Below are 18579 nucleotides of genomic sequence, written 5' to 3'. Positions count from 1 at the left end.
CCGCGCGTCACGCCTGCTCGAATTACCACGCTGGCTTCAACGCGTCATTTGTCGTCTTTCCAATCCGTAAAACAATTCCGAGAAATTGGAGCACACCATGAGTCACGACTTTCGAGACGAACCTGCGCCGCGTCGCGCCTTCCTGGCCAACATGGCGAAACTCGCGGCGGCCGGCGTCGTCACCGGCTGGACACCGGTCTACCAGGTAGCGGCGCACGCGCTGACGGCCGGCGCGACACCGCCCGGCTTCCCGGCCGACATTCCGCTTTACAAGCAGGCGTTCCAGAACTGGAGCGGCGAGATCGCCGTGCAGGACGTATGGACCGCCGCGCCACGCTCCGCCGACGACGTCGTTGCGACGGTCAACTGGGCCCGCGCGAACGGCTACCGGGTACGTCCGCGCGGCTACATGCACAACTGGTCGCCCCTGACGCTGGACCCAAGCGCCGGCGCCGCGAACCTCGTGCTGCTCGATACGACGAAGTCGTTGACGGCCGTCTCCGTCGACACGTCGACGAGTCCGGCGCGCGTCACCGCGCAAACGGGCGTGTCGCTGGAGTCGCTGCTCGCGACGCTCGAGCAATCCGGCCTCGGCATGGTCGCCGTGCCTGCGCCGGGCGGCATCACGCTCGGCGGTGCGCTTGCGATCGACGCGCACGGCACCGCCGTACCGGCGGCCGGTGAAACCTTGCAACCGGGCCACACCTACGGCTCGCTAAGCAATCTCGTGGTCGCGCTGACCGCGATCGTGTTCGATCCGGCCCGGCAGCAATACGTGCTGCGCCGGTTCGAGCGCAGCGATCCCGAGATCGGCGCGTTCCTCGCGCACATCGGGATGGCGTTCGTCGTCGAAGTTACGCTGACGGCAGGACCGAACCAGCGGCTGCGCTGCCAGAGCTTCGTCGACATTCCGTCTTCCGAACTATTTGCACCGGCCGGCACGTCGGGCCGAACGATCGCGTCGTTTCTCGATCGAGCGGGCCGGATGGAAGCGATCTGGTTCCCGTTCACGACGTGCCCGTGGCTCAAGGTCTGGACGCCGACGCCCAGCAAGCCGTTCCTGTCGCGCACCGTCACGCAGCCGTACAACTATCCGTTCTCCGATTCGATCTCGCAGTCCATCTCGGATCTCGTCAAGCGGATCGTGATCAACGGAGAAGGTGCATTGACGCCGTTGTTCGGCCAGACGCAACTGGCGATCACGACCGCCGGCCTCGCGCTCACGCTCAGCGGGGACATCTGGGGCTGGTCGCGCACCGTGCTGCAGTACATTCGGCCGACGACGCTGCGCGTCACCGCGAACGGCTACGCGATACTGGCGCGGCGTGCCGACGTACAACGCCTGATCAGCGAATTCGTGCAGTTCTATCAGAATCGCATCGACGCATACAAGGTACGCGGCGAGTACCCGATCAACGGCCCCGTCGAGATCCGGGTCACCGGTCTCGACAAGCCGGCCGATGCCGGCGCCGGCGCGGTCGTTCCCACGCTGTCCGCGCTCAAGCCGCGCCCCGATCACCCGGAATGGGACATCGCCGTATGGTTCGATATCCTGACGTTACCGGGCACGCCTGGCGCCGGTCGCTTCTATCGCGAGATCGAGCAATGGATGCTCGCGAACTACACCGGTTCGTATGCGACGCTGCGTCCCGAATGGTCGAAGGGCTGGGGCTATACCGACACGGCCGCCTGGCAGGACGGCACCATGCTCGCCACCACGATCCCGAACCTGCATCGTGAAGGCCAGCCGCCGTCGAGCAGCTGGGATGCGGCGCGCGCGACCCTCGAACGCTACGACCCGCACCGGATCTTCCGGTCGCCGCTGCTCGACCGGTTGATGCCGTAGCGATCCCGGCGGAAGCCGGCGCGGCGCGCTGCCATGCGCGCCGTGCGCCGGCGCCGCTCCCGGACGCACGGCCGGTCTCTGCCCGATTCAGGTTGCCGCCTCGACGAGACACAGGCCCCCCTTTCTCATAATCGGTGACTTGCATCTCAATGGAAGGAAACCGAAGCGGGCGCTATCAGGCATGCGTCATGTCCAGCGGCACGACGTATCGGTCGAAATCCGTCGGCGTAACGAACCCCAGCGCATTCGCGACTTCACGCAGAGATTTCCCTTCGCGGTGGGCCGTCTTCGCAACGATCGCCGCGTTGTCGTAGCCGATGTGACGATTGAGAGCGGTGACGAGCATCAGGTTCTTTTCGAGGTTGTCACCCATCTGCTGGAGATTGGGCTCGATGCCGACCGCGCAATGCACGTTGAACGCGCGACACGCGTCGGCGAGCAGCGTGATGCTCTCCAGCACGTTGTGGACCATCACCGGCTTGTACACGTTCAGCTGAAAATTCCCCTGACTCCCGGCGAACGCGACAGTCGCGTCGTTGCCGAATACCTGCGTGCACACCATCGTGAGCGCTTCGCATTGCGTCGGATTGACCTTCCCGGGCATGATCGACGAGCCGGGCTCGTTCTCGGGAATGTAGATCTCACCAATCCCGCAGCGCGGCCCGCTTGCCAGCCAGCGCACATCGTTGGCGATTTTCAGCAGCGCCATCGCTAGCGTCCGGATCGCCGCGGACGTGCTGACGAGCGCGTCGTGGGCGGACAGCGCAAAGAACTTATTGAGCGACGACCGGAACGGATGTCCGGTGAGTTCGCCGATGATCGCCGCGCACCTGCCGCCGAACAGAGGATGCGCGTTCAGGCCCGTGCCCACGGCCGTTCCGCCGATCGCGAGATCGTACAGCCCGGTCAGGTTGGTTCGGATCGACGCGAGCGAATAGTCGATCTGCTCCACCCAGCCACCGATCTCCTGCCCGAATGTGATCGGCGTCGCGTCCTGCAGGTGCGTGCGGCCCACCTTCACGACGTCGGAAAACCGCTCGGATTTTTCGAACAACGTATCGCGCAACTCCGTGACGCTCGGGAGCAACGTATCGAACAGTTCCGTGACGACCGCGATATACATTGCAGTCGGAAAGGTGTCGTTCGACGACTGGCCGCGATTGACGTGGTCGTTCGGATGGATCGGCGTCTTACTGCCAAGCACGCCACCCTTCATTTCGATCGCGCGATTGGAGATGACCTCGTTGACGTTCATGTTCGACTGCGTTCCCGAGCCGGTCTGAAACACCACGAGCGGAAAATGCTCGTCTAACGCCCCTGCAATCACTTCATCCGCTGCCTCCGAGATCGAGATGGCGATCGACTCCGGCAACTCGCCGAGCTCGAGGTTCGCGAGTGCCGAGGCCTTCTTCAGGATGCCCATTGCACGGATGATCGACCGCCCCCATTTGAAGCGGGACTGGCCGATCGGAAAATTGACGATGGAACGCTCGGTTTGTGCGCCCCAGTATTTGTTCGACGGGACCTGGATGGAACCCATCGAATCCGATTCGATACGCATGTTCATTGACCTCGATTGAATGGCTCGCAGCAGCGAGCGGTGAACTTGTTCCGTTGGCGAAGCACGGTCCGGATGCATTCGCCGGGCGACGCACGCGACTGTCGGCGCCAGCCTTGCCGGCGGTCTCATCGCGAATCGCGAAAGTGTGCGACCCGCTCGATTTGTTTCGCCGACCGGTTAGGCCCGGAGCACCGATGCCATTTTTCCAAGGTGCTCGCAGGCCCTGATCACATACTCGTCGGACAGCATGCCGATGCGACGGTAATTGATCTTCTGGTTCGATGCATCCGCATAGAGCGTCAACGCATCGGCCGCGTGCCTGAAATGCCGCGCTTCGACGCTTCCGCAATGCACGCTCAGAAATGACGCTATCCGGTTGACCTCGGTCGCCGTAACGGAGAAGGACTCGCGGATCCATTTCTTCCACATCGGCGTCATCAGGTTGTATTCGCCCGTATTGAACAGCTCGGTCATCGCCATCATCTCGATGGCCTCGGTCAGGTCGGGCGCGAGCGGGCGCTTCTGTCCGACCCATGCAGAGAATTCCTTCGTGGCGGGATCGAGAAATCGGTCCTGTAGACGCCAATTGTCCGAGCCGCAAATGGCCGTTGCCATCCGGTGATACAGCTTCGAGTGGTGCGGATGTCCATGCAACTCACCGAGGCCGATATCCTCGACGATGATCTCGCCGCAGTGTCGTGCAGCTGTCAGCAGCTTCACTTTGTTCCGTTCGGCATCGAGTGACTCGGACTCCTGCAGGATGCGCACGATGATGCTCGATACGGCATGGGCGGCGCCGTCGGGGCTGCGCCAGCCGCAAAAGAACGTACAGAGCGAGTCGCTCGACCATTTGCCCGACGTGATGCCTTCATAGGTCTTTCGGTATTCGTGCAACCTGTCGCGATTGTTTTCAAAGCCGGTCAGCAGCGCGTCGACGAGTTGCCTGTCCTCCACATCGATCAGTGCGTCGTTGACGTAATCGATGAATGCATGCGCCGGATGCTCCATGTCTTCCTCCTCGATTGATGAATCGGGTCGATCCCGACGAGATTTGCCCCGCTAGTGCCGCCCAGGCCAGGGCCTCCCGGCAAGCCGATCGAGCCGGGTGCCGGCATCAACTCGGCCGTCGCATTCAGTCGGCGTCGATCTCCGCAACGAACCGCTGGAGACGCGTCAGACCTTCGACCAGCTCTTCGTGCTCGATTGCATAGGAGATTCGAATGCAGTTCGGATCACCGCAGCCGGCGCCGGGAACGACGGCCACGTGCGCTTCCGTCAGTAGCAGCTCGCCGAGATGGTCAACGTCGCGGATCCTTTGCCCGCGGTAATGGCGGCCCAGCTTTTCGGAAACATCGACGAACAGATAGAACGCGCCTTCCGGTGGCGCATAGGTGATCCCCGCGATCCGGTCCAGAAGCGCGCGTGCCGTGTTCAGTTGCTGTTCGAGGAACCGGTTGATCTCTGCGATGAATGCTTCGGAGCCGGACGTGATTGTGCTCAGCGCCGCGTACTGCGACAGGCTGCTGGGGTTTGACGTCGTATGCCCCTGCAGGTTGTGCATCGCGGATATCACGTGTGCTGGTGCACACGCGTAGCCGACACGCCAGCCAGTCACGGCCTGGCTTTTCGAGAACGAGTCGACGAGGATTGTCTGTCGCCTCAGCGGCTCGAACAGCGACAGAATGTTGTGATGCTCATGAGGGTGCCTGACGAGATGCCGGTAGCACTCGTCGAACACCACCCAGATCTGGCGGTCGAACGCGAGCTTCGCAATTCCAAGCAACTGCTCGCGCTGATAGACGGTTCCCGTCGGGTTGTTCGGCGTGTTGATTACGATCATGCGGGTTCTGTCCGTCAGCGCGCTTTCGACCGCACGCCGGGTCAGTCGGTACTGATCGGCCTGCGTGTCGACGCAGACGGCCGTCGCACCGGCGAGCCGGATCTGGGTCGGAAAGGTCTCCCAATAGGGTGTCGGGACAATCACTTCGTCGCCGGGGTTCAGCAGCACCATCGATGCGTTGAAGAGCGCCTGCTTCGCGCCCGCGGTGACGGCGATCTCGTCTGCCGTAAACCCGACGCCGCATCGCCGGCTGACGCTTTCCGCCAGCTTTTCACGAAGCTGGGGCAATCCGATCGGGGGCGTATAGCGATTACGTCGGCTTTCCACTGCGTCAATCGCGCCCGCCTTCATTGGCGGGCAGGCATCGAAAGAAAGCTCTCCGGCGGCGAAATTGATCACCTTGATGCCGCAATCCTTCAATGCGTTTGCTTTGCTGCGCATGCTTGACGTCCCCGGTGCGGTAACGCCCCGCGCACGGTCCGACAACGGCAACTCGATTTTCGGGATGTCGCGTGTATTCATATCGTTGTATGCGAAAACCAATGAAATCAGGCGTGGCGGAAAGGCGAGCCGGTCGCCGGCCGTGCATCGCGCTCACGCGCACGACCGGCGACCGGCGACCGGCGACCGGCAGGTGCGGCGACGCGCCAGACCCTGCCCGGCGTCAGACGAGCGCCTGCGCGCACTCGCGCATGACGGTCGCCTTGCGACGCAGGTAGTCCTGGAACAGAGCTTTCGCGGTCGCCTCGTCGATCGTTACCTGCATCGCGTCTGCGAACGCGTTGACCGCCTGTACGGCATGACCGAAGTGGTTGCTCTCGGTCCCGCCGGTATGGACGGTGACCCACGCGACGATGTGGCGCACGCGATCGGCCGGAATGCCGACGTGCGTGTGGAACCACGATTTGTAGAGGTCGTGGATGAACTCGACTTCGCCGTGCGTGTAGACCTCGTGAACCAACGTGGTGAGGAGGCCGAGGAGGAGATCCCGTTCCTTCAGACGCTGACGGTCCGTCCAGTCCTTGAACGCCTGCGCGGATCGCAGGCACGACGATTTCAGCAGCCATGTGTCGTCGCCGCACGCAGCCGTCGCCATCGTATAGAAGAGGTCGGCATGGAGCACACCGCCTAGCGCGCCGAGATCCTCGTCGGTGATGCGCTGCAGGCTGGCACATACGTCATGGAGTTGCTTCGACGCCGCCGAACCGGTGTCGGAGCGCGCGAGCAGCGTGATCCGGTTTGCAAGCCCGGAAACGCTCGCCGCGGAATTGTTGGTCCTTGACCAACTGGAGAAAAAAGTGCGAAGGGCCGGCGCCGGATGCCGACGCTCCGTCAATCGATGGAATGCATTTTCAATGTCCTGAAGCGCCCCCTGTTCGGCCGAGAAGGCCGCGACCAGCGCATCCTTCAGGACTCCGCTCTCCATCTCGTGAAGCACCGGCGTGACGATATCGAGCAACCCCGCTTGCGATTGAAACGCTTCCATCCCTTTCTCTCCGGTTCTAGGTGTGGTTTGAAATGAACTACCGAGTCAGACTGATTTCATGCGAACGCGGGTTGCCCGCGCCGGCTGCGGTATTCCCGCGCCAGAAGAAAAACACGAGCACGCCTGCGATCGCCTGTGCGCCGGCGACAAATGCGACGCAGCCGGGCCAGCCCCAGCGATTCCAAGCGGGAACGGGCAGGACCGAGCCGAGACTTCCGCCAAAGTAATAGAAGGAAAGGTAGATGCCGATCGCCGTCGATCTTGCCCCCAGTGCCGCCCTCGAGATGAACGCGTTGGCCGACGCCTGCTCGACAAACACCGCGGTTGAGCTGAGCGCGAGACCGATCAGGATCGCGGTGACACTGCTCGACAGCGTCAGCAATGCGCCGACAATTGCGAGCCCGGCAGCCGCGAGCGCGAGGTCGCGCGGGCCGCGTTGCGCCGCGACGCGGCCTGCGAGCGGTGTGACGACGACCGCGACGAGAAACACCGCGTAGATCGCGCCGACCTCGACCGTATTGAAGCCAAACGGCGCACCGGCGAGTCGCAGTCCGACAAAGGTGAACGTCGCGACCTGCGATGCGAGCACGCATGCCCCGACCAAAAACGATGCCAGGAGCGGGCCGCGCGTCATGAGCTTCCAGCGCGGCGTCGACGCGCCATCGTCGCCCGGACGCGCGGCGCCGGACGCCGGCAGGCTCGCGTGGATTGCGAGGCCCGTCGCGAGGCACAGGAACGCAATGAAATCGAGCGCGTGACGCCAGCCGAATTCGGACGTCAGGACGTTGGTAACGAAGCGCCCGGCGAATCCGCCGAGGGTCGTGCCGGCGACGAAGAGCGCGCTGACCTCCGTTGCCGCATCGCGGCTGAAGATCTCACCGATACAGGCGATCGAGATCGCGAAGATGAACGGCATCAGCACGCCCGCGGCAAAGCGGGCGCTGAGGAACGATGAAAAGCTCGCCGCGTGCGCGGACCAGACGACGGGAAGCGCACACGCCACTGCCGCGCACGAAATTACTGTCCGGCGATCGAAGCGGGCTGCCAGCGCACCGACGAACGGAGCGATAATGGCGACCGCCAAGGTGGTAGCGCTGACGCCTTGGCCTGCTTGCTCGGCGCTCACGTTAAATGTCGCGGCGAGTTCGTGCAGAATGCCCTGAGTCGAATAAAGATTGAGAAAAGCCGCGAATCCGCACAGAAAAAATGCGAATCGGATGGTTCTGTTGCCCACTGGTAACGCCCTATCTAGTTTGTGTGACAGTCTGACGAGTGGGCGAAACGCGTGCCAATACTGTTTTCGTGGCTATTGATACCGAAAAGACATAAATGCTTGACCTGCGCCGCCTCCGCTATTTCGTGACCGTCGCCGATGAATTGCACTTCGGGCGCGCGGCATTGCGTTTGCGTATCGCCCAGCCGCCGTTGACACGCCATATCGCAGCGCTGGAAGCCGACCTCGGTATCCGGTTGTTCGAACGGTCAACGCGCGCGGTCCAGCTCACGCCGGCAGGCGCGCTGTTTCTCGAACATGCGAGGAGCGTCATTCATGCGGTCGGCGAGGCGGAGGAGACAGCGCGCAAGATGGCGCACGGTATGGCCGGCCGAATCGTGATCGGCTATGCGAGCTCTATTCCGATGTCCGACGCGTTCTCGGACATCATCCGCAATGTGAGCCGCAGCATGCCGGAAGTGGAACTGGCATTCCGGGAAGTGTCGACCGCCAACCAGCGACAGCAGATCAGCGACGGCACGATGGACATCGGATTCGGCTGGTCAGCGACGAAGACATCCGGGGAGCGTGTCCGGTCCCTCGTCGTCTCGCGGGAGCCGCTCGTCGCCGTGGTGCCCGCCCAGAGCACCTATGCGGGCAAGGCGACGATCGAGTTCCGCGAACTCGCCATGGAGAGTTTCGTCACGTTCCCGTCGGGGTACGGTTCCGCGCTGAACGCGGCGCTGGAGGATCTTTGCGCGCATGCGGGCGTATTGCCGCGGATAGGGGCGACCGCGTCTCAGATTACGACGCTCGTGTCGCTTGTGGCCGCGGAACGCGGTGTCGCGATCGTGCCCAGCTTCACGTCGACGTTGCAACGCTCGGGCGTCGCTTACGTGCCGCTCGCCAGGCCGCACGTTCTCGAACTGGTCGTCACGTGGTCCGAACCGTTCTCGTCGACCTGCGTCGAACGATTCGTCGAGTTCGCCAGGTCGATCGCATTACGCTAGGCGTCCAGCCCCTTCTGTACGTACCACGATAACGGGAGCGTCAGCAGAAGGATCGACGCCAGGGCGAGCAGCGCGGTCGGGACACCCGCTATGTCGCCCAGACGGCCGAACAGGACCGGCGACAGCGCGCCACCGCCGATCGTGCCCGTATAGAACAACGCGAACGCCTGCTCGCGCTTGCCGGCACCCGCCAGCTCGGGCACGACTCCGTAGAGCACCGACGACGTCCCGTTCAGCGCGAGTCCCAGCAGCGGCAGAATCGCCATCATTGCGAAGAGTGGCGAGAACACCGCGACCACGATCAGCAGCGACGTGGCAGACTCCGTGAGCCACACCGTCTTCATCATCCCGATCCGCACGCCCAGATAGCCGCAGAACAGCTTTCCGAATGCGCCGCCCACGAACAGCAACGTCAGCGCGAGACCGATACCGGCGGTGCCGGCACCCTTGCTTTTCAGCAGGAACGGCAGGAACGTCAGAAAGCCCATCCGCACGGCACTGTCGAGGGTGCCGGTCGCGAGCAGCGCACGCAAGCCGCCGGACGAACCGCTGCCGCTCGCCGCTTTCGGCATCGTCTCGCGCGCCGCATGCGGCGCGCCGCGCGACGGAATCAGCCACCACAGCAGGCCTGCTGAAACCACGCCAAGCACACCGATCAGCGTCGCGCCGGTGCGCCACGTGACGACCGTCAACAGAAGGCCGATCAGGCCTGGTATCAGCGTCTTGCCGATGTCGCCGGAGAAGTTGTACTGGGCCAGCGCCTCCTTCACGCCCCCGCCTGCCTCGTACGAATCGGTGACCATCGAGGACGCGAGCGGGTGCTGCGTGCTCGCGCCCAGTCCGCCCAGCACCAGTGCGACCAGCAGCACCGCCAGCCCGGCGGCCTGACCGGCGATCAGGTAGGCAACGCCTGCGAGCGCGGTCCCCGCCACCAGCATGCGCTCCCGCCCCCATCGCCGCGCTGCCCGACTCGCGAGCAACTGGAAACCCGCCATCACGCCGGAATAGAGCCCGCGCAATAGGCCGATCTGCGCGTAATTGATAGCGAACTGCACTTGCCAGATGGGCAGCAGCACGTAGATGACGTCCGTCAACCCGTCGTGTACGGCGTGCGCGACGCATGCGGCCACCAGCGAGCGGCGACGGGACGCATCGGGGTCATGCTGTGCCTCAAGAGAGAGTTCGCTTTTCAAATCGCTCATTTCGTCTATTGTTGTTCGGAATGTCGGTTGCAGTGCGCTGTAACTCGTGGGGTGATCCGCTTGAACACTACTGCTGCTTGAACGGGTCGGGCGTCAGGTATGCCAGACTCGAATGCGGTCGGATGGCATTGTAGTGACACCCAGGCGCCTCGCCTCGATCAGAACATATCGATGAGCCCCGCCGAGACCGCCTTGACGACCGCCTGCACCTTGTTGGTCGCGCCAAGCTTCACGAGGACGTTGTTGACGTGAAAAGTCACCGTCCGCTCCGCGATGCCGAGGATCTGACCGATCTCGCATGCCGTCTTGCCTTCGGCGGTCCAGCACAGCACTTCGCGTTCCCGCGCCGTCAGCACGACGCTTGCCGCTGGCGCGAGCTTCGGCACCATGAAGCCGCTCATCAGCGAATGTGACAGGTTCGCGAGCCAGTGGGTCTGCAGCGTGAGCATGTCGATTTCGGCAGGCGTGAGGCGATCCGCATGGCGCGCGATGCTCAGCAGGCCGAACGCGCCGCGCGCGGCCCAGCTCGACTGCGCGATGCCGACCGACAACCCGGCCTCGCGCGCATCTTCCCACAACGGGCATGGCGCGACCTCGTCGACGTCCGGCCAGACGATCATGTTGGTGGTGAGCGCACCGTCGCGGACCGTCGAATCGATCTTGATGTAGTCCTGCGCCTGATAGTGCGCCATCCAGCCGTCCGGATAGGTGTCGAAGATCGCGACGGCCGATTTCGACACGGGCAGCGGCACCCGGATTCCGTAACAGCAGTATTCGAAGCCCAGGCGCTTCGAATACGCGGCGATCCGCTGGAAGAGCTGCTGCTCGTTCTCCGCGGCGCTGAATTGATGGTAGGCGTCCTGCCAGCGCAGCTCCATTCGTTCTCCGGCTAACTCGCCTGTCCGAGGCGAACATCCATCCCCCGCGGCAACAAGATGCTCAAGCGCGCCCTGCTCCTCTCCACCTGCCCAGCCTTGCGAAACCCCGCCTCATGGGCATATTGCATGCGCGAGATCCAGCAAGGGCAACGCCACTCCAGGCGCTCATCGGCAATTATCGCCGAATCCGGCGCGGCGATCGCCAGACCTGACTGCCTTACATAAATATTCCAGATACTCGGCGAACGATATTTACCTGCCCATCACTTTCTTACAAAAAAAATGAAAAATCCTTTAATGGTATAAATTTTACAATACGAAAAGGATAGACGGCATCTCTCTGTTAAGAGTATCGCGACTTTTTTTATAACAAGCAGGTGGCTCATTATGCAGCGCTGCACAACCGTGCAGTTGACCATAAGGAGCTTAAAGTGTACGAACATTATGAAGGGAAATCCCGGTCGAACGTTGGCGAAGTCTCGCTTCCGGCATTCGTTGCCGAACGTGTCACACGCTATTATCGCGAACGCGTTCAAGAAAACTGGAACGGTGGCCATATTATGCGAGGACGTCTGCCTGGCCCCGACGCGTTGCATTTGTCGAGCAACGATTATTTGTCGATCGCCCGACACCCCGATATCCTCGAATCGATGTGCGCAAGCATAAAATCCGAGGGTAATGGGATGCTGATGTCTGGCATATTTCTGCACGGTGCATGTCCGCTGCTTGATCTCGAAGACAGGTTCGCCCGCTTCATGGGCTCGGAATCGGCCATTCTTTGCCAATCCGGCTATGCAGCGAATACCGGCTTGCTTCAGTCAATCGCTTCCGCTGAAACGCCCGTATACCTCGACATGATGGCCCATATGTCGCTATGGGAAGGCGTGCAAAGCTCAGGCGCGAAAGCGGTCGGCTTTGCCCATAACGATGTCGACCATCTCGCCCGGCAAATCCGTCGTCATGGCCCTGGCATCGTGGTCGTCGACTCGATCTACAGCACGAACGGCAGCGTTTGCCCGTTGGCCGACGTCGTCGACGTGGCGACAACGGCCGGCTGCGTGCTGGTCGTCGACGAATCACATTCGCTCGGCACGCATGGGCCGGATGGCGCAGGGCTCGTCGTCGGGTTGGGGCTGACCGATCGTGTGCACTTCCGCACGGCGAGTCTCGCAAAAGCGTTCGCCGGCCGCGCGGGTGTGATCAGTTGCTCGAGCCGATTCCAGGAGTATTTCAAGTTCGAATCGCGTCCGGCGATCTTCAGCTCGACATTGCTTCCGCATGAAGCCGCCGCCTTGGAGGCCACGATCCTCGTGATCGAAAAGGAAGCGTGGCGGCGCACGCAGGTCGCAGAAAATGCACGGTACCTGCGCGAGCAACTCACGCGACTCGGCTATAACCTGAATGGGAGTGAAACTCAAATCATCGCGCTCGAGTCCGGCACGGAGCAACGGACGATCAAACTACGCGACGCGCTCGAGTCGCATGGCATTTTCGGCTCGGTCTTCTGCGCGCCTGCCACGGCGAAAAACCGCGCGCTAATTCGGCTGTCCGTTCATGCAGCACTTACTCACGACGAGTTGCGGCGGATCGTCCAAGCCTGCGAAGCGATTCGCGATGAGGTCGAGCTCGATGACTGGCCGTCAACACAGCGGATGCGCGCCAGCGCACACGCGATCGACCGGATAGCGGCCATCAGGCAAGCAGTGTAAGCAACATGAACGCCTAGGCGTCAATCACATTGATCCGGGGATTCACGCCCGTGAATCCCCTTTTTCATCTATATGTCGATCAAGGCGGTCGAGATAGTCGTCGTAGGAAACGACGGAACCCAGCTCGAGGCCAGGCGGATTCTTGATGACGCTGCACGTATAGACTTGCTGGCCTCGCACGACCGTCGCGGAATGCATGTACGACTGCCACGACGTGCACGCGATCGGATAGTACCCCTCCGAATCTGGAAAGTAAGGCGCACGATGGCCACTGTCGAGCTCGGCGAGAAACGCGGCGGGCGCGCCACGCTCGACGGCGATTTCGCGGGTCGCGCGCAGCGCATCCTCGGTGTGCACGAGAAGCAGATAAGGCGTGCCTGCACTATCGAGCATCACGAGCCCCGTCGGGCGCGTCGACAGGTAATGCTCGACAATGCCGAGCTCGCGAAAGATTTCCGTCGCCTTCGCGGCGAATGCCGGATCAACCAGAAACCGGTACTCGGACAAGCCGAGCGCTTCGATGACCGTGCGTTGCGTCTGGTGCAGATACGCGCGCTTCAGCTCGTCGATCGCTTCATTGAGGACGGAAACGGCGTGAACATCCTGTTTGCGAATGAACCGGTCAATGAGGCCTTCGTTGAAGCTCTTGACGGCCAGCTGTTCATTGGCCTTCCCGGTAAGAATGATCTTCTTGATGGCCGGATTGGCGATGCGCCGGCAGACTTCCAGGCCGTTCATGCCCGGCATGTCATAGTCGACGACGACAACCGACGTCCGCTCGAATCGCCGCGCGTTGTGCATTTGGCGTCGGATCGCGTCGATCCGAATTGCGATCACCTCGTGGGCGTCGCTCTGTTCCGTCCGATCGTGATAGCGGCACAGGAAGTCTTCGGCGGCGAGCGGCTGGATCGCTTCGTCGTTGATAACGCTGATCGCACGCTCTGCCGAATGGAAGAAGCGAAATGCCAATTGCGTGTCGAGCTGCAAGCTCAGATTGGCGAGAAAGGATGCACTGTCGTCAATGAAGCCGACCGTGGTCGGGAATGCGAAGGGTTCGATCATGATCATCAGGGTAACGGGAAGGTCAGTACAAACTGTGTGTACACGTTCTTCGTCGAAGTGCACTCGATCGTTCCACCGATTGCCCGCATAACATCACGACAGAAGGCCAATCCGATCCCGGCACCGAGCGAGACATCATCGTTGATCACCGAAGAGGTGTAAAAACGCGTAAAGATGTGAGGCAGCGCGTCGGGCTCGATTCCCGACCCGTTATCGCGAAACACAAGACGGTTCGCCTGCTCCGAGCGATAGAGCAGAATCGAAATGTTGCCATTGTCGACGCCGCTCAACGAGCGCAGCGCATTTTTGATGAGATTGAACAGCACGTGTACTATCAGCGTCTCCGAACCTTGAAATTCGAAGTCGTCAACGAGATCACAGCGAATTTGGTCGCGCTCGACTCCGCGAAACGGGTAGCGATGCAGGGTCGTTTCAACGCAGCGCGCGATTGAGCAGCGCTCGGGCCTTTGATCGAAGCCGCCGGTAAAACGCGCATTGACGAGTAACATGTCGATCACCGAATTCGACAGCAACGCCTCTTGTTCGATCCGTTCAAGTACGCCGTGCATCGACGACAGATGCGCGAAGCGGATTTTCGGAATGTGAAGGCCGCTGCGTTGCGCGAGATCGTAGCTGGCGAGCAGCTGAGGCAAAAAACGGCTCAGCCCCGCTGCGCCGGCACGGATCGCCAGGAGCGGCGTGCGAAGCTCATGCGCGACGCTGCCTGCGGTGGCGACCATCGCGCGCTCCTGCTCGAATCGAATGCGTGCCGTGTCGTAGTTGGCTACGGCACCGATGAGGATCGCGAACGCAAGGATAGCGAGATGCGCGAAATAAGGCGTGCCGAAATGAACCGGCGTCGTGGTCAGGCAATAGGCGACGACGGCCAGGCTGACGCCCGCGACGAAGCTAAGTAGCAGCATGAGCCAATCAAGCAGCAGCACCGCCACGAACGCGGCGATCAGGCTGCTCTCGACCCAAACCTGCGAGCCATCATTTTTCAACAACATGAACGTGAAGAAAAATGGTAGCGCATAGAGAATAATGGCGTACCAATAGTAGGGCAGAAACCCGCGCACGGCAGCCGGCCAGCGGTGATGAAACAGGACGGGCAGAAAGAGTATCGATCCGATGAGCCGCAGCGATAGATTCTCGTAGCGTTGCGGAAAGACTTCGTGCCAGATGTAGTAATAGAGCGGAAAGCCGATAATGGCGACGATCGCGAACGGACGCAGTCGCCCCTCGACATATTGCATATTGCGCAATGCCGGTTCAAACGCTTTATGGATGCTGCGCTGCAGCGAATTGCTCCGGCGCTGAACGTGCATGCTGCTTCTCTCTCCAAATTTGTGTTTTTGATATGCCTTCAGCCCTATTCGCCCTCGTCGAAATTTGAAGAATTCAGGCATTGGCAAATATACTGGCTTCCTGCAGTTCCCTCGCCAGCATGTTATCAGCAAAGCGTCGCCACAAACGCCTCTCTCGGCTGATTAGTCGGCATCGGCAGAGCTTCTGCTTCGGCCGGCGAGTGTTGTTGCCGGTTGATTTTAGAAGCCAGCGGCGCTTTTACCGTTCGGCCCATTTTAGCGTGGGTATCTCGATGGCCTACAGGTTAGGCCGCGGTCCCGGCGAATGCCAGGCTGCGTGAGGATTAGTTGACACACTCGTATTGACTCAGATCGACAGCTTCGCGGCCAGGCCTGCGACACGTTGCCACGATGGCGCTACCCGGTCAGCTTCGACCTACGGCGGATATCATCGGACTCCAGCCAGGCTCGACGGACCGCCGACCCGCGTCAGTTCTCGCCATCCGCCGGGCGTGCACACCGAGCCCGCTCGATACATGCGCACAGCGCTTCCGCGATCGCGTCGAGCGGTGTGCCCGGCCCGAAAGCCGCCGCGACGCCCTTCGCCTTCAGATGGCGAATATCCGCGGCCGGAAAGATTCCGCCCAACACCACCGGAATCCCGGCGCGATGCAATGCCGGTTCGTCGAGCAGCCCTTCGACGAGCTCGAGGTGAGCGCCTGACAACGACGAAATGCCTACGATATCGGCGCCATGCGCGTGTGCGGCAGCCGCCACGGATGCCGGCTGCTGAAACAGCGGCAGGCGGACGACATCGAATCCGGCGTCCTCGAGTGCGGCTGCGACGACGGCCGCTCCGCGGTCGTGTCCATCCTGGCCGAGCTTGGCGATCACGATGCGCGGCCTGCGTCCCACACGTTTCGCCAGTCGGTCGACGCAGCCCTTCGCCGCCCGCCAGGCGGCGTCGCCTCGCCGATTTTCGCCGTAGACGCCCTCACCGTCCGCTTCCACCGCCGCGGCATGCCGCGGCCATACCGATTCCAGCGCGCGAGTACACTCCCCGACGGTCGCACGTGCCCGCATGCAGTCGATCGCCAGTGCGAGCAGGTTTCCGGCGCCGTCGCGCGCCGCGTCGGTCAGCCGCTGCAACGCTGTCGCCACCCGCGCCGGATCGCGCGCGGCCTTGACGGCTGCGATCCGCCGCGCCTGCACGGCCCGCACGTGACGGCCGTCCGTCTCGCGCACCATGAGCTCGCCCGCCGGTTCGTCCGCGACGAAACGGTTCACGCCGACCACGGTCCGGCGCCCGGAATCGACCTGCGCCTGCGTCGCGACCGCGGCACGCTGCAAGCGCCGCTTGACCCAGCCGGACTCGATCGCGGCGATCACACCGCCCTGCGCGTCGATGGCAGCCAGCTCGGCGCGCACGCGTGTCGCGATGCCGTCCGTCAGCGACTCCATCATGTACGAGCCGGCCCACGGATCGATCGTGTCGCACAGCCCCGTTTCATGCTGCAGAATCAGCTGCGTGTTGCGTGCGAGGCGTGCCGCCGCCGCGGAAGGCAGCGCAAGCGCTTCGTCGTACGCATTCGTGTGCAGCGACTGCGTGCCGCCGAACGCCGCAGCCATCGCCTGCGCCGTCACGCGAACGATGTTGTTTTCCGGCTCCTGTGCCGTCAACGACCATCCCGATGTCTGGCAATGCATGCGCAGTGCGCACGCCCGGGGCGAACGCGCGCCGCACGCGTGTGCGATCTCCGCCCACAGCAGACGCGCCGCGCGCAGCTTGGCGATTTCCGTATAGAAATCGCTGCCGACGCCGAAGAAGAAGCTCAGACGGGAGCAGGCCTCATCCGCAGGCATGCCGCGTGCGGCCAGCGTGTCGACGTACGCGCGCGCGTTCGACAGCGTCAACGCGAGTTCGAGCACGGCATCGGCACCGGCTTCCTGGAAGTGATATCCCGACACCGACAGCGCATTGAAGCGCGGCGCATGCCGCGCCAGCCACAACGCCACGTCGGCGACGATCCGCATCGACGGCGCCGGCTCGAAGATCCACGTATTGCGGACCATGTACTCCTTCAGGATGTCGTTTTGAATCGTGCCGCCGATCCGGGCGGGCGGCACGCCCTGCGCCTCGGCGGCCACGATGAACGCCGCCATGATCGGCAAAACCGCGCCATTCATCGTCATCGACACGGTCGTGCTGTCGAGCGCAATGCCGTCGAACAGCCGCACCATGTCCTCGACCGTATCGATCGCGACGCCGGCCACGCCGACATCGGCCCGCGCCTCGGCGCAATCCGAGTCGTAGCCTCGCTGCGTCGCCAGGTCGAATGCCACCGACAGTCCCTGCGCGCCCTGCTCGAGCGCCGTGCGAAACGCGAGATTGGAATCCGCTGCGTCCGCGTGCCCCGTGTATTGCCGGATCGTCCACGGGCGATCGGTATACATCGACGCGTACGGCCCGCGCACATAGGGCCACGCGCCGGGCATGCCGTCGAGATGGGCAATGCCTTCGAGATCGCTCTGCGTGTAGAGTTTCCGCAGCGGCACCGCGCGCGCGTCTCGACCGTTCGGCGCGACGTTCTCCACGTCGGCGCCCGGCTCCATGAATGCGGCTTCGTTCATGGCCGACTCCAGCGCTTTTGCGTGATCACGTCGGCAATCTTGGCCCCGTCGCTGTCGCGCACGATTTCGCTCCAGTGCAGCAGGCCACCGGCATCGGATCGTGCGCGCGCGAAACGCACGGTCAACGAATCGCCAATGTCGAGATTCCCATGAAAGTACAGTTGACGCGCCGCCAACACCGGCGCGTGCTCGAAGCGGTAATGCTGCCATTCCGCGCGGTCGACGAATGCCTGAAAGCTGGCGAAGTAAAGCAGGTCCGCACCATTGAAATCCATGTTCGGGCACGGCAGAAACGAGACGCTTGCGCCATCGCCCTCTGCGAGGCCGGCGAGCGCCGGCACGATCGACGCATCCCGCACCCGCAACTTCTTCGCGTGTTCCGCCATCGACAGCGCATCGGCAGGCACCGGACCGGTGCGGCCGTCGACGCCGCTCATCCGCGCCTTCGCCACCGAGCGGTTGCTGCCGGCATGTTCGCGCGTGACGAACGCCGACATCATCCGCACGATACCGACTTCGTCGTCGCCGCACCGGATCCGCTGCTCGCTGAAATGGCGAATCGGGCCGACCCTGCGAAGCGCGACATGAAGCGCGAATGTGTCGCTCTCGCGAATCGCATGACGGCGGTTCATGTCGACGCGCACCGCAACGAACGATGCATAGGCACGCCGCCCCTCATCGTCGAAGAACTCGGGGACATCGCGGCAGCTATGCGCGGCAAGCGCGTCCCAGTGACGCTGCCCGCACTCCTTGAGCAGCCAGTTTTCCGCGAGCCCCGTGTGCGCGAGTTGCGGCATGCCGGCCCGATAGCGATGGATGGCGGTATGCATCGGC

The 18579-nt window shown here is 62.7% G+C and carries 14 protein-coding genes; 3 read left to right on the top strand and 11 right to left on the bottom strand.

Annotated elements, in window-relative coordinates; translation table 11 throughout:
- Positions 1-97: 97 nt before the first annotated feature.
- Positions 98-1846, top strand: a complete 1749-nt coding sequence (locus tag MRS60_RS32400) for a cholesterol oxidase substrate-binding domain-containing protein (RefSeq protein WP_243567403.1) — start codon at positions 98-100, stop codon at positions 1844-1846.
- 175 nt (positions 1847-2021) lie between these two features.
- On the opposite strand, the gene fumC is transcribed toward MRS60_RS32400, so the two are convergent.
- The 5 genes from fumC to MRS60_RS32375 all read right to left on the bottom strand — a co-directional run bounded on the left by fumC (position 2022) and on the right by MRS60_RS32375 (position 7967).
- Complete coding sequence (gene fumC / locus MRS60_RS32395; RefSeq protein WP_243567434.1) at positions 2022-3407, bottom strand: class II fumarate hydratase; 1386 nt, start codon at positions 3405-3407, stop codon at positions 2022-2024.
- A gap of 177 nt (positions 3408-3584) precedes the next feature.
- On the bottom strand, positions 3585-4415 hold the full coding sequence (locus MRS60_RS32390; RefSeq protein ID WP_243567402.1) for a hypothetical protein: 831 nt from the start codon (positions 4413-4415) through the stop codon (positions 3585-3587).
- A 124-nt stretch (positions 4416-4539) separates the two neighbouring features.
- Complete coding sequence (locus MRS60_RS32385; RefSeq protein WP_105390888.1) at positions 4540-5769, bottom strand: pyridoxal phosphate-dependent aminotransferase; 1230 nt, start codon at positions 5767-5769, stop codon at positions 4540-4542.
- Between the two features lie 142 nt (positions 5770-5911).
- Positions 5912-6733, bottom strand: coding sequence for a hypothetical protein (locus MRS60_RS32380; protein ID WP_131946411.1), 822 nt, complete (start codon positions 6731-6733; stop codon positions 5912-5914).
- A 37-nt stretch (positions 6734-6770) separates the two neighbouring features.
- A complete protein-coding gene (locus MRS60_RS32375) occupies positions 6771-7967 on the bottom strand; it encodes an MFS transporter (RefSeq protein ID WP_131946412.1) in 1197 nt (398 codons plus the stop codon).
- Positions 7968-8062: 95 nt separating this feature from the next.
- On the opposite strand from MRS60_RS32375, the gene MRS60_RS32370 reads away from it, so the two are divergent.
- A complete protein-coding gene (locus tag MRS60_RS32370) occupies positions 8063-8956 on the top strand; it encodes a LysR substrate-binding domain-containing protein (protein ID WP_243567401.1) in 894 nt (297 codons plus the stop codon).
- Here the strand turns inward: MRS60_RS32370 and MRS60_RS32365 are convergent.
- Together MRS60_RS32365 and MRS60_RS32360 are read right to left on the bottom strand one after the other, a co-directional pair.
- Positions 8953-10158 (bottom strand): MFS transporter, encoded by a 1206-nt coding sequence (locus MRS60_RS32365; RefSeq protein WP_034182264.1) that lies wholly within the window; start codon positions 10156-10158, stop codon positions 8953-8955. The genes MRS60_RS32370 and MRS60_RS32365 overlap by 4 nt on opposite strands.
- Before the next feature lie 158 nt (positions 10159-10316).
- Positions 10317-11036, bottom strand: coding sequence for an autoinducer binding domain-containing protein (locus tag MRS60_RS32360; RefSeq protein WP_243567400.1), 720 nt, complete (start codon positions 11034-11036; stop codon positions 10317-10319).
- Between the two features lie 431 nt (positions 11037-11467).
- Here MRS60_RS32360 and cqsA point away from each other — a divergent pair, with 431 nt between their 5' ends.
- Positions 11468-12745 carry an alpha-hydroxyketone-type quorum-sensing autoinducer synthase gene (gene cqsA / locus MRS60_RS32350; RefSeq protein ID WP_243567399.1) on the top strand — a complete coding sequence of 426 codons (1278 nt, stop codon included), beginning with the start codon at positions 11468-11470 and terminating at the stop codon, positions 12743-12745.
- Positions 12746-12787: 42 nt separating this feature from the next.
- On the opposite strand, the gene MRS60_RS32345 is transcribed toward cqsA, so the two are convergent.
- From MRS60_RS32345 to MRS60_RS32330, 4 genes are all read right to left on the bottom strand, one after another.
- Complete coding sequence (locus tag MRS60_RS32345; protein WP_131946417.1) at positions 12788-13813, bottom strand: response regulator; 1026 nt, start codon at positions 13811-13813, stop codon at positions 12788-12790.
- Positions 13813-15135, bottom strand: a complete 1323-nt coding sequence (locus MRS60_RS32340; RefSeq protein ID WP_243567398.1) for a sensor histidine kinase — start codon at positions 15133-15135, stop codon at positions 13813-13815. Before MRS60_RS32340 ends, MRS60_RS32345 begins: the two co-directional genes overlap by 1 nt.
- 468 nt (positions 15136-15603) lie before the next feature.
- Complete coding sequence (scpA, locus tag MRS60_RS32335; RefSeq protein ID WP_243567397.1) at positions 15604-17745, bottom strand: methylmalonyl-CoA mutase; 2142 nt, start codon at positions 17743-17745, stop codon at positions 15604-15606.
- Complete coding sequence (locus MRS60_RS32330; protein WP_243567396.1) at positions 17742-18575, bottom strand: Pnap_2097 family protein; 834 nt, start codon at positions 18573-18575, stop codon at positions 17742-17744. The genes scpA and MRS60_RS32330 overlap by 4 nt, the downstream gene beginning before the upstream one ends.
- Positions 18576-18579 lie beyond the last annotated feature (4 nt).

This window comes from Burkholderia pyrrocinia (assembly GCF_022809715.1).
Lineage (GTDB): Bacteria > Pseudomonadota > Gammaproteobacteria > Burkholderiales > Burkholderiaceae > Burkholderia > Burkholderia pyrrocinia_C.
This window is presented reverse-complemented; position numbering and strand designations above follow the sequence as displayed.